13 protein-coding genes are annotated in these 10,623 nt (G+C 43.1%); 4 read left to right on the top strand and 9 right to left on the bottom strand.

Annotation, left to right across the window (positions count from 1 at the left end; all coding sequences use genetic code 11):
* Positions 1 to 90: 90 nt before the first annotated feature.
* From tsaD to tsaB, 3 genes are read right to left on the bottom strand one after another with little or no spacing between them, the layout of a single operon-like run.
* Positions 91 to 1,101: a tRNA (adenosine(37)-N6)-threonylcarbamoyltransferase complex transferase subunit TsaD gene (tsaD, locus tag B4W83_RS07950; RefSeq protein ID WP_023938424.1), complete on the bottom strand. Its 1,011-nt coding sequence runs from the start codon at positions 1,099 to 1,101 to the stop codon at positions 91 to 93.
* The gene (rimI, locus tag B4W83_RS07945) at positions 1,091 to 1,528 is read right to left on the bottom strand and encodes a ribosomal protein S18-alanine N-acetyltransferase (protein WP_000569845.1); all 438 of its coding nucleotides are present in this window, start codon (positions 1,526 to 1,528) and stop codon (positions 1,091 to 1,093) included. The genes tsaD and rimI overlap by 11 nt, the downstream gene beginning before the upstream one ends.
* A complete protein-coding gene (gene tsaB / locus B4W83_RS07940; RefSeq protein ID WP_000865688.1) occupies positions 1,525 to 2,208 on the bottom strand; it encodes a tRNA (adenosine(37)-N6)-threonylcarbamoyltransferase complex dimerization subunit type 1 TsaB in 684 nt (227 codons plus the stop codon). Before tsaB ends, rimI begins: the two co-directional genes overlap by 4 nt.
* A gap of 177 nt (positions 2,209 to 2,385) precedes the next feature.
* On the opposite strand from tsaB, the gene cibA reads away from it, so the two are divergent.
* Together cibA and cibB are read left to right on the top strand one after the other, a co-directional pair.
* Complete coding sequence (gene cibA / locus B4W83_RS07935) at positions 2,386 to 2,571, top strand: fratricide two-peptide bacteriocin subunit CibA (RefSeq protein WP_000180841.1); 186 nt, start codon at positions 2,386 to 2,388, stop codon at positions 2,569 to 2,571.
* A 1-nt stretch (position 2,572) separates the two neighbouring features.
* Positions 2,573 to 2,725 carry a fratricide two-peptide bacteriocin subunit CibB gene (cibB, locus tag B4W83_RS07930; protein ID WP_000974046.1) on the top strand — a complete coding sequence of 51 codons (153 nt, stop codon included), beginning with the start codon at positions 2,573 to 2,575 and terminating at the stop codon, positions 2,723 to 2,725.
* Positions 2,726 to 3,047: 322 nt separating this feature from the next.
* Here cibB and B4W83_RS07915 read toward each other — a convergent pair whose 3' ends face one another.
* From B4W83_RS07915 to B4W83_RS12460, 3 genes are all read right to left on the bottom strand, one after another.
* The gene (locus B4W83_RS07915; protein ID WP_000282480.1) at positions 3,048 to 3,263 is read right to left on the bottom strand and encodes a hypothetical protein; all 216 of its coding nucleotides are present in this window, start codon (positions 3,261 to 3,263) and stop codon (positions 3,048 to 3,050) included.
* Between the two features lie 233 nt (positions 3,264 to 3,496).
* A complete protein-coding gene (locus tag B4W83_RS13920) occupies positions 3,497 to 3,730 on the bottom strand; it encodes a hypothetical protein (RefSeq protein ID WP_000234806.1) in 234 nt (77 codons plus the stop codon).
* Positions 3,731 to 3,814: 84 nt separating this feature from the next.
* Positions 3,815 to 4,048: a hypothetical protein gene (locus B4W83_RS12460; protein WP_001200005.1), complete on the bottom strand. Its 234-nt coding sequence runs from the start codon at positions 4,046 to 4,048 to the stop codon at positions 3,815 to 3,817.
* A gap of 184 nt (positions 4,049 to 4,232) precedes the next feature.
* On the opposite strand from B4W83_RS12460, the gene B4W83_RS07905 reads away from it, so the two are divergent.
* Positions 4,233 to 4,466, top strand: coding sequence for a DNA-dependent RNA polymerase subunit epsilon (locus tag B4W83_RS07905; RefSeq protein WP_000639571.1), 234 nt, complete (start codon positions 4,233 to 4,235; stop codon positions 4,464 to 4,466).
* Position 4,467: 1 nt separating this feature from the next.
* Positions 4,468 to 6,147 carry a ribonuclease J1 gene (gene rnjA / locus B4W83_RS07900; protein ID WP_000331962.1) on the top strand — a complete coding sequence of 560 codons (1,680 nt, stop codon included), beginning with the start codon at positions 4,468 to 4,470 and terminating at the stop codon, positions 6,145 to 6,147.
* A gap of 326 nt (positions 6,148 to 6,473) precedes the next feature.
* On the opposite strand, the gene mnmG is transcribed toward rnjA, so the two are convergent.
* The 3 genes from mnmG to mnmA form a co-directional block, all read right to left on the bottom strand.
* On the bottom strand, positions 6,474 to 8,387 hold the full coding sequence (gene mnmG, locus B4W83_RS07890; protein WP_000220961.1) for a tRNA uridine-5-carboxymethylaminomethyl(34) synthesis enzyme MnmG: 1,914 nt from the start codon (positions 8,385 to 8,387) through the stop codon (positions 6,474 to 6,476).
* Positions 8,388 to 8,396: 9 nt separating this feature from the next.
* Positions 8,397 to 8,852 (bottom strand): NUDIX hydrolase, encoded by a 456-nt coding sequence (locus B4W83_RS07885; protein ID WP_000193612.1) that lies wholly within the window; start codon positions 8,850 to 8,852, stop codon positions 8,397 to 8,399.
* A gap of 140 nt (positions 8,853 to 8,992) precedes the next feature.
* Entirely contained in the window at positions 8,993 to 10,114 is a 1,122-nt protein-coding gene (gene mnmA, locus B4W83_RS07880; RefSeq protein WP_001282950.1) for a tRNA 2-thiouridine(34) synthase MnmA, read from the bottom strand.
* Between the last annotated feature and the right edge of the window lie 509 nt (positions 10,115 to 10,623).

The raw sequence follows: 10,623 nt of genomic DNA, 5'->3' as shown, positions 1-10,623 counted from the left end.
TAAAGTCGGGATTATATCATTATTTGTGTTCATTTGTCAAAATATTCTGATAGTTAGAAAAAATAAAAAAGCCAGCCTTAAGCTGACTCTTTATTCTATGGTATCAAAAGCGAGGCTTGGTTTGGCATTGAGGTCCAAGTTTGCAAAGTTTTCTTTGTTCCACTCGCTGACACTGGCATAAGCAATCATACCTGCATTGTCTCCGCAGAGACGCAGAGGTGGAATGATGACATTGACATCTGTGATTTCAGTTGCTAGGCGTTCTCTGAGACCTTTATTGGCTGCCACGCCACCTGCCACGACAAGGGTTTTAACAGGGTATTTCTCCAAAGCCTTCTTGGTTTTAGCCATGAGAATATCCAGTACAGCTGCTTGGAAGGAAGCACACAAATCCTCTGTAGACAGACTTTCTCCCTTTTGCTCGGCATTGTGGTGAAGATTGATAAAGGCAGATTTCAAACCTGAGAATGAAAACTCCAGATTATCCTCCTTAATCATGGCACGAGGGAAATCATAAATATCCTGCCCCTGATGAGACAACTCGTCAATCTCACGACCTGCAGGATAGGTCAAGCCCATGACGCGGCCGACCTTATCATAGGCCTCGCCAACCGCGTCATCTCGCGTTTCCCCAACAATCTTATAATCTCCTGCCTCAGAAACATAAACTAACTCTGTGTGTCCACCGCTAACCAAAAGAGCTAGCAAGGGAAACTCCAAAGGCTCCACACTTTGAGCTGCCATGAGGTGACCAGCCATGTGGTTAACAGGGATAAGTGGAAGTCCATGTGCCCAAGCAAAGGCCTTAGCAGCTGACAAACCAACTAGCAAGGCTCCGACCAAGCCTGGTCCATAGGTAACAGCCACAGCTGTCACGTCCTCTTCGGTAATCCCTGCTTCTGTCAGTGCCTCCTCGATGCAGGCTGTAATGACCTCGACATGGTGACGACTGGCTACTTCAGGCACTACGCCCCCAAAACGTTTGTGACTCTCAATTTGACTAGCAATGACATTGGACAAGAGCTCATCGTCGTTTTTCAAGACGGCGACACTGGTCTCATCACAGGATGTCTCAAATGCTAAAATATATCTATCCTTCATCTACTTCTCTCTTCATGATAATGGCGTCCTCGACTGGATCATGGTAGTAGGCCTTTCGCTCAGCGATGACTGCCATCTTTTCTTTCTTGTAAAATGCTTGCGCTCGGTGATTTGACTTTCTGACTTCGAGGAAAATCTCCTTGTCTGTCGGCAATTGAGCAAACAAGGCTGACGCAATCCCCTGACCCTGATAGTCTCCTTTAACAGCGATTTGCAAGACTTCTGCCTCAAAGATATTTTCCTGCACAGCTAGAAATCCAATCACTTCTGCCCCATCATAGGCCAGAGCATACCAAGTCTGGTCTTGGAATAGGTCAGCTTGGATTTGTTCCAGCGTCCAAGGACTGACTGGGTAAACAGCTATCATAACAGCGTAGATGGCTTTAGCTAGATTAGGCTGCTGTTGGATTCGTTTGATTTCTATCATAGGCGTTTAATGTAAGACTCGCCAGACTCGGTATGGTTCTTGAGCCAGTTTTCCTCAGCCTCGACACGCTTGAGGTAGTTAGGCACAAAGTCGTGTAAGGAGTCTGCTTCCTTGTCCCAGGCCAAAAGAGCAAGATTGGCTGCATTAGGCAGGGTTTCTTTGAAATTAGTCCTTGGCAAGTGTTTTTGAATCTGCTCAACAAAGGGGACAACTTCTCCGACAAAGGTTACCTGACTAGCGCCCTTGATTAACTCAATCACTCGCTCAAAGGGTAAGTGCGCTTCTGGCATGACAGGTTTGGCATTTTCATAAAATCCTGCATAAACATTATTGCGACGCGCATCCATCAAGGGGACAAACAAACCTTCTTGTTGGTAGAGCACCAGAGCCAAGAGACTCGACATACCAACCAACTCGATGTTCAGGGTATGAGCTAAGGTCTTGGCAGTTGCTACCGCAATTCGCAAGCCTGTATAGCTACCTGGTCCTTCCGCCACCACGATTCGGTCTAAATCCTTGGGTGTCCAATCCAAACTTGCCATCAAAAAATCGATGGCAGGCATAAGGGTAATGCTGTGATTTTTCTTGATATTAATCGTCGTCTCGGCAAGAACCTGCTTGTCCTCTAAAATAGCCAGAGAAAGAGCCTTGCTAGACGTATCAAAAGCTAATACTTTCATAACACATTCCTATCTTTTTGTCTGCTTACTATTATACTACAAAAGCTGGCACATGGGAATTTTCTTTATCCCCAAACAAGAGTGCCCTCACTTAACTAAAAATAATTTAAAAAAATGTTCACTTTTCCTTTTCTTTTACGAATATAAAAGTGAACAAGAAAAAAGGAGGAAAGTTCAATGACAAATTTTGACGTTCTTGACAATCAATTTTTATCCTTATCTGAAAATGAATTATCAGATATTGATGGCGGTCTCGCTCCCTTGGTTATCTTTGGAGTAGCAGTATCTTGGAAAGCTATTGCAGGTGGAACAGCACTTATAGGTTCTGGTTTGGCAGCTGGTTATTTTTTAGGAGGAGATTAATATGATGAAAGATTTGAACAACTATTGTGAAATTTCTACTAAGGAATTGCAAGAAATAAAGGGTGGCTTTGGTGTAGGTGTTGGTATCGCTTTATTTATGGCAGGTTATACCATTGGAAAAGACCTTCGTAAAAAGTTTGGTAAGTCATGCTAGATAAGAAACACATTTTTAGAAGGATAAATTTTATTGTCTTCATCTCTTACAGTTTGCTCAGCATTCTCAATGATTTAAACATGACTACTATCCCTTTACCAATTGATCTATCTGTTTGTATTGTTTTATTTTTATGCTTCAACTCTATTTTTGAGCAGAACAATGACTCCCATAAAAATAATAAGCTCTGAAAATTCCATTGTCATGTCATTTTAGAAAAATGCAAAGACCACCTCATCTTGATAGATGGGGTGGAATTTTCGTGTCATAAATTTACTATCTTTTGCCACCAAACAAAAACGCCCCAGCATGAGCAGGGCATCTAAGCATTTAATCCAAAGTAAAATACAAACCAAACGACATAGGTTACGAGGAGAAGAAAAAGCGAGTAGAGAGTCACAAAGGTAATTTTCCACAAGAACTTGGTTTGTCGTCGTTCCAGTTTGGTAAATAGAAGATTACCCGCATAAACGCAAGCAACAAAAACAATAAAAGCTACCAAGCGAGCTCCGATAGCAAAAGCAAATAAGTTATACATAGAGCAACCTCCTTAGTTTAAATTTATCTTAATAAGTAAAGTGAAATATTGCATAAGTATCCATTTTTAATATCGCAAATATATTTTTTAAAGATATAAACACATCTACAAGCGCCTATAAACAGAAACCTTAAAAGATAAGTTAAAACTTATAAGATAAGATTCTGTTCATAGACACCAATACTCATATCAACACTTTTACGTAACAACTCATATTTTACAAAAACTTGGTCTTATACGAATCTAGAAAATAGAACCACAGCTGCTCTTGCATATGCTCCTTTAGTTGTATTCCAAGCATTATTTGCTACAATAGGAGATAATCTTATTAGGAATGCGGCATTGCAACTTCTATTATCTGCTAAAAATCCCTTAAAACACTTATCATGATAGAAACAAGCCATATCTAAATCATCAATAGCTGGAATAGAATATCCATTATTTCCCATAACCACAATAATTACCATAAGAGCCTATAGGAAAAAGAGAGCGATCCATTCTAGCCAAATCAGTTGACTCTCCGTTAGTCTCTATATCCGTTACGATTTCGTTTAAAACACGCCTACCTCCAAAGCTTCATTATCTAAACCAAGCTCCTCTGCTTTATCTAATCTAACTACAGGGAAAGCATGTTCATTCAATTCGGTAACTTTATCCAATTCAGAAGTATCTATAAAGTTAAACATAATATCAATAGCACTAAACAATATAGTTTCCGAATTATTTCCTTTCCAGCTTATACTATTTCTTTCTATTATTATAGCATATACTTTTTGATATTGCAAGCGTTTACCAAAGAAATCGTCCCATGACTTTCTCGTTTCCGTCTTTTACTAATTTTTCATTTTGTGGTATAATTGAAATAATTGTAACGAATCAAGGTCAATCTAGACACAAAATGGAATGAAATCAAGCAAATCTATGCTAAAAGTTTGGAATAAGCTGACCTGTAAAATAGAAAGGAACTATATGATTTACAAAGTTTTTTATCAAGAAACAAAAGAACGTAGCCCACGTCGTGAAACAACACGCGCACTATACCTAGACATCGATGCCAACTCAGAACTTGAGGGCCGTATCGCTGCTCGCCAACTTGTCGAAGAAAATCGCCCAGAGTACAATATCGAGTATATCGAACTCTTGTCTGACAAATTGCTAGATTACGAAAAAGAAACTGGCGCCTTCGAAATTACGGAGTTCTAATATGGCCTACACTCTTAAACCTGAAGAAGTCGGCGTTTTTGCCATCGGTGGTCTGGGAGAAATCGGGAAAAATACATACGGAATTGAATACCAAGATGAGATTATCATCGTCGATGCTGGGATTAAATTCCCAGAAGATGACTTGCTGGGTATCGACTATGTCATTCCTGACTACTCATACATCGTGGACAATATCGACCGCGTCAAGGCTGTTTTAATCACACACGGACACGAGGACCACATTGGTGGGATTCCGTTCCTGCTCAAGCAAGCAAATGTCCCTATCTATGCTGGACCACTTGCCTTGGCTTTGATCCGTGGGAAACTCGAAGAACACGGCCTCTTGCGCAACGCCAAACTTTACGAAATAAACCACAACACTGAGTTGACCTTTAAAAATCTCAAGGCAACTTTCTTTAGAACGACTCACTCTATTCCAGAGCCTTTGGGAATTGTCATTCATACTCCGCAAGGAAAAATCATCTGTACGGGCGACTTCAAGTTCGACTTTACTCCAGTTGGAGAACCTGCAGACTTGCATCGTATGGCTGCCCTTGGTGAAGAAGGCGTGCTTTGTCTTCTGTCTGACTCAACAAATGCAGAAGTGCCAACCTTTACCAACTCTGAAAAAGTCGTTGGTCAGTCCATCATGAAGATTATCCAAGGCATTGAAGGACGTATCATCTTTGCATCCTTTGCCTCAAATATCTTCCGTCTCCAGCAAGCAACTGAAGCTGCTGTTAAGACTGGACGTAAGATTGCGGTCTTTGGTCGTTCTATGGAAAAGGCCATTGTCAACGGAATCGACCTTGGCTACATCAAAGCTCCTAAGGGAACCTTTATCGAGCCAAATGAAATCAAAGACTACCCTGCTGGCGAGGTTCTGATCCTCTGTACAGGTAGTCAGGGCGAGCCTATGGCAGCCCTCTCTCGTATCGCCAACGGAACCCACCGTCAGGTACAACTCCAACCCGGTGATACCGTTATCTTCTCTTCAAGCCCAATCCCTGGAAATACGACTAGCGTCAACAAGCTGATTAACATCATTTCTGAAGCTGGTGTCGAAGTTATCCACGGTAAAGTGAACAATATCCATACATCTGGACACGGTGGCCAGCAAGAGCAAAAACTCATGCTCCGCTTGATTAAGCCAAAATACTTCATGCCTGTCCACGGTGAATACCGCATGCAAAAAGTCCATGCTGGACTAGCAGTGGATACTGGTGTTGAGAAGGACAATATCTTTATCATGAGTAATGGTGATGTGCTTGCCCTTACTGCTGACTCAGCTCGTATTGCAGGTCATTTCAACGCCCAAGACATCTATGTCGATGGAAATCGTATCGGTGAAATCGGCGCAGCTGTCCTCAAAGACCGTCGTGATCTATCTGAAGACGGTGTCGTTTTAGCAGTCGCAACTGTTGACTTCAAGTCGCAGATGATTCTATCTGGTCCAGACATCCTCAGCCGAGGCTTTGTCTACATGAGAGAGTCTGGCGACCTGATTCGCCAAAGCCAGCGTATCCTCTTCAATGCCATTCGTATCGCACTGAAAAACAAGGATGCTAGCGTGCAATCTGTCAATGGTGCCATTGTCAACGCTATTCGCCCCTTCCTCTATGAAAATACCGAACGTGAACCGATTATCATCCCGATGATCCTCACACCAGATGAAGAATAATACTCTTCGAAAATCTCTTCAAACCACGTCAGCTTCGCCTTGCCGTATATATGGTTACTGACTTCGTCNNCAGTGCTTTGAGCAACCTACGGCTAGCTTCCTAGTTTGCTCTTTGATTTTCATTGAGTACAAGTCAACAAAACAGCCCCGTCTTCGGAGCTGTTTTTCTCTATGCTTTCTTTTGAGATTAAAACTCAATGAAAATCAGACCAGAAGGCTAGGAAAATGCATAACTTGAGTTAGCTCCCATAGTTCGGGGAACTATGGGAGGTTGGAGATGAATCAAAGCCAAGCTTTGAACTCATTCGTAAGAAGCCGACGACGTATCATTTTGATTTTTGAAGAGTTTTAGAAATACTACGATTTTTACCTTCCAGATACACCATCAAAATAGAAATATCTGCTGGGTTTACTCCCGAAATACGGCTGGCTTGACCGATGGTTTCTGGATTGATGAGTTTGAACTTCTGACGAGCTTCGGTTGCGATAGAATCAATGTCATCCCAATCAATATTGGCTGGAATGCGTTTTTCTTCCATACGTTTCATCTTAGCAACCTGGTCCATGGCTTTGGAAATATAGCCTTCGTACTTGATTTCTGTTTCAATCAATTCGATAATCTTGTCATCCAAGTCCTCTGCAGCTGGTCCGATGAAGGCCACCACATCTTGGTAAGAAACTTCTGGACGGCGAAGGAACTCCTTGGCTGTCACTGCATCTGTCAACGGCTTGAAGCCCATCTCCTCAACCTTGGCATTGGTTTCCTTGACTGGCTTGAGTTTGATGCTGTCTAGGCGTTTCATCTCATTTTCAAATTGATTTTTCTTGATTTCAAAGCGAGTCCAGCGTTCATCATCCACAAGACCAATCTCACGGCCCATCTCAGTCAAACGCATATCAGCATTGTCATGGCGGAGAATGAGGCGGTATTCAGCACGACTGGTCAAAAGGCGATAAGGCTCAATCGTTCCCTTGGTCACCAAGTCATCAATCATCACCCCGATATAACCGTCACTGCGCTTCAAAATCAACTCAGGTTTACCTTGGATTTTCAGAGCCGCATTGATCCCAGCGATAATCCCTTGGCCTGCTGCCTCTTCATAACCTGACGTTCCATTAGTCTGACCAGCAGTGAAAAGTCCGGAGATTTTCTTGGTTTCCAGAGTCGCACGCAACTGGTGTGGCAAGACCATATCGTACTCGATGGCATAACCTGTTCGCATCATCTCTGCATTTTCCAAACCTTTGATAGAATGAACCAGCTCACGTTGCACATCTTCAGGTAAACTGGTTGAGAGGCCTTGGACATAGACTTCCTCTGTATTGCGCCCTTCTGGCTCTAGGAAAAGTTGGTGGCGTTCCTTGTCTGCAAAGCGCACAATCTTGTCCTCAATCGACGGACAGTAACGAGGGCCCACTCCCTTGACCACACCTGTAAACATAGGCGCACGGTGGAGGTTGTTTTGGATAATCTCATGACTGGTACCATTGGTATAGGTCAACCAGCATGGCACTTGATCCTTGACATAGTCCTCATCACGTGAAGTATATGAGAAGTGATTTGGCGCTTCGTCTCCTGGCTGAATCTCTGTCACATCATAATTGATAGAAGAAGCCTTGACACGTGGAGGCGTCCCTGTCTTGAAACGACCAATTTCGAGTCCCAGTTCCTTGAGATTATCAGCAAGGTTAATAGAAGCTAGGCTGTGGTTAGGGCCTGATGAGTACTTGAGATCTCCGATGATAATTTCCCCACGAAGGGCCGTCCCTGTCGTCACGATAACAGCCTTAGCAGCATATTCTTGATGGGTAGCTGTACGCACACCGACAACCTTGCCGTCTTCCACTAAAATCTCATCAATCATGGTTTGACGAAGGGTCAGATTTTCTTGATTTTCAACCGTCTTGCGCATTTCCTTAGAGTAAAGTTCCTTATCAGCCTGCGCACGAAGGGCACGGACGGCTGGCCCCTTCCCTGTGTTAAGCATCTTCATCTGGATGTAAGTCTTGTCAATGGTTTTGGCCATCTCGCCACCGAGGGCATCGACTTCACGCACGACAATCCCCTTGGCAGAACCACCGATAGAGGGATTACAAGGCATGAAAGCCAGCATTTCAATATTGATGGTCGCAAGCAGGACCTTACAGCCCATACGGCTAGCGGCCAAGGAAGCCTCAACCCCAGCGTGTCCCGCACCAATTACAATAATATCGTATTCTTCAGTAAAATGATAAGTCATGTTTCTCTCCTATTCCTCAAGATGAATGTGTCTTAGTTGGCCTTCCCAATCTGGTAGGGCTGTTTTTAAAAAGGCTGGAACTAGCTGGATATTCTGGAGCTTATCCAAGTCAATCCACTCACAGGGCTGCCTTTTCTCATCTTCCTGCATGGTCAACGGGGCATCTTCAAGCAAATCCACCAGATAATGAAACTCGATATTGTGATAGGAAACGCCGTCCACTTCAAAACGATTTTCAACCACAAAAGCTAGCTGCCCAGCTTGAGATTTAACACCCAGTTCTTCCTTCACTTCACGGACTACCGCGTCTTCCGTTTTTTCGTTAACTTGAATCGCACCGCCGATAATGTAATACTTGCCCTTGTCTTTGGTGACTAGAAGCTTGCGATTTTGAAGAATCAAAGCTGTCGCCCGAACACCAAAAACCGTATTGTCTACTTTTGTCCGAAAGTCTTGTTGAGTCATTCTTGTCCTTTCCCTTAAACGACACAAAAACAGTCAAAACTACAAAGAAGTGCAGGACAAAAAAGCCTGCAACATCCATGAGCTTTGACCATCATTTCTATTGCTGTTATTATTGTAGCAAATTAAGAAAATTTGTCAATCTAAATGTACTGACAAACTTGTCCATCTCGATAAGCATTGTCAATCAAACCACCACCTAGACACTCTTCGCCATCGTAAAAAACAACTGCCTGTCCTGGTGTAATCGCGCGTTGTGGTTCTGCAAAGATGACCTCTGCCTTTTCTCCTTTGACATGTACTGTCACCTTAGAATCAGGCTGACGGTAACGGAATTTTGCTGTGCATTCTAGCGTAAATTCCTCTGGCATGTCACGAGTAAAGTGGACTTGACTGGCTTCTAGGCTGGTTGACATGAGCGAATCATGGTAGAAACCTTGGCCGACATAGAGAATATTCTTGCTTAGGTCTTTTCCGACAACGAACCAAGGAGCATTGTCTCCGCCGTGTTGTCCACCGATACCAAGCCCGCCACGCTGACCAATCGTATAATACATAAGACCTGCATGCTCGCCCATATCGCGACCATCCACAGTCATCATGCGACCAGGCTGAGCTGGTAGGTAGTTGCTAAGGAAGTTTTTAAAGTTCTTTTCTCCGATAAAGCAAATCCCTGTCGAGTCTTTCTTCTTAGCAGTCGAAAGGCCTGCTTCTTCTGCTAGTTTTCGAACTTCAGGCTTTTCCAAATGTCCTAGTGGGAACATGGTTTTTTGAAGTTGTTCTTGCGAAAGTTGGCTGAGGAAATAGGTCTGGTCCTTGCCATTGTCCACGCCACGAAGCATGTGAACAGTGCCGTCCTCATCACGCGCCACTCGAGCATAATGCCCAGTCGCTACATAGTCTGCCCCCAAGGTCATGGCATAGTCCAAAAAGGCCTTGAACTTGATTTCCTTGTTGCACATAACGTCCGGATTTGGCGTGCGCCCTGCACGGTATTCCGCTAGGAAATACTCAAAAACGCGGTCCCAGTACTCTTTTTCAAAATTGACAGAGTAGTAAGGAATACCAATCTGGTCTGCCACCGCAGCCACATCCTTATAATCTTCGGTCGCCGTACAGACGCCGTTTTCATCTGTGTCATCCCAGTTCTTCATGAAGATACCGATCACATCGTAGCCCTGCTCCTTGAGCAAAAGAGCCGTCACCGACGAATCAACACCACCACTCATCCCCACAACAACACGTGTTTTAGAGTTATCACTCATGGTAAGTCTCCCATCTATTCGTTTATTTATACCCCTCAAAATTCTATTTACTATGACTTTCAATAGAATTTCTTCGAGTATAGTCTTTTCGTTTGCTTTTAGGACTAGGCAACGAGTCGCAGGCATAACTTGAGTTCGCTCAATTAGTCTGGGAGACTGATTGAGGTTATAAATCAGACAAGCTCAGCTTGAATCTCATTTCGAGTTAACGACGTAATAAAAGATAAACGAAATGACTAGTTCACGATTGAAGGTCGTGTGTGCTTTAACGATTGAAGGTCGCTTGAGCAGTATTCATTATAACATGCTTGGTTAGAGAAGACAAGGAAAGGAGCCAATCTTGACTCCTTTATTGAAGAAATTGTTTTAACCTTGTCCTTTCTTTTCTAAGCCGAAAATGAAATGGTAATCGATAAAGATGCCCATGATTGAATAGGCACATAAAATATCCTATACTTACCTTCCATTATTCCGTGATTGAATGTATTTATACTGGACTAAAATCAAAA

This window comes from Streptococcus pseudopneumoniae ATCC BAA-960 = CCUG 49455 (assembly GCF_002087075.1).
GTDB lineage: Bacteria > Bacillota > Bacilli > Lactobacillales > Streptococcaceae > Streptococcus > Streptococcus pseudopneumoniae.
The sequence above is the reverse complement of the archived record's forward strand: the minus strand, read 5'-3'. Positions and strand labels throughout refer to the sequence as shown.

Bases quoted from the DNA above. Each gene is read 5' to 3' on its own strand.
- tsaD (WP_023938424.1), bottom strand. From the start codon at position 1,101: ATGAAGGATAGATATATTTTAGCATTTGAGACATCCTGTGATGAGACC.
- rimI (WP_000569845.1), bottom strand. From the start codon at position 1,528: ATGATAGAAATCAAACGAATCCAACAGCAGCCTAATCTAGCTAAAGCC.
- tsaB (WP_000865688.1), bottom strand. From the start codon at position 2,208: ATGAAAGTATTAGCTTTTGATACGTCTAGCAAGGCTCTTTCTCTGGCT.
- cibA (WP_000180841.1), top strand. From the start codon at position 2,386: ATGACAAATTTTGACGTTCTTGACAATCAATTTTTATCCTTATCTGAA.
- cibB (WP_000974046.1), top strand. From the start codon at position 2,573: ATGATGAAAGATTTGAACAACTATTGTGAAATTTCTACTAAGGAATTG.
- B4W83_RS07915 (WP_000282480.1), bottom strand. From the start codon at position 3,263: ATGTATAACTTATTTGCTTTTGCTATCGGAGCTCGCTTGGTAGCTTTT.
- B4W83_RS13920 (WP_000234806.1), bottom strand. From the start codon at position 3,730: ATGGTAATTATTGTGGTTATGGGAAATAATGGATATTCTATTCCAGCT.
- B4W83_RS07905 (WP_000639571.1), top strand. From the start codon at position 4,233: ATGATTTACAAAGTTTTTTATCAAGAAACAAAAGAACGTAGCCCACGT.
- rnjA (WP_000331962.1), top strand. From the start codon at position 4,468: ATGGCCTACACTCTTAAACCTGAAGAAGTCGGCGTTTTTGCCATCGGT.
- mnmG (WP_000220961.1), bottom strand. From the start codon at position 8,387: ATGACTTATCATTTTACTGAAGAATACGATATTATTGTAATTGGTGCG.
- B4W83_RS07885 (WP_000193612.1), bottom strand. From the start codon at position 8,852: ATGACTCAACAAGACTTTCGGACAAAAGTAGACAATACGGTTTTTGGT.
- mnmA (WP_001282950.1), bottom strand. From the start codon at position 10,114: ATGAGTGATAACTCTAAAACACGTGTTGTTGTGGGGATGAGTGGTGGT.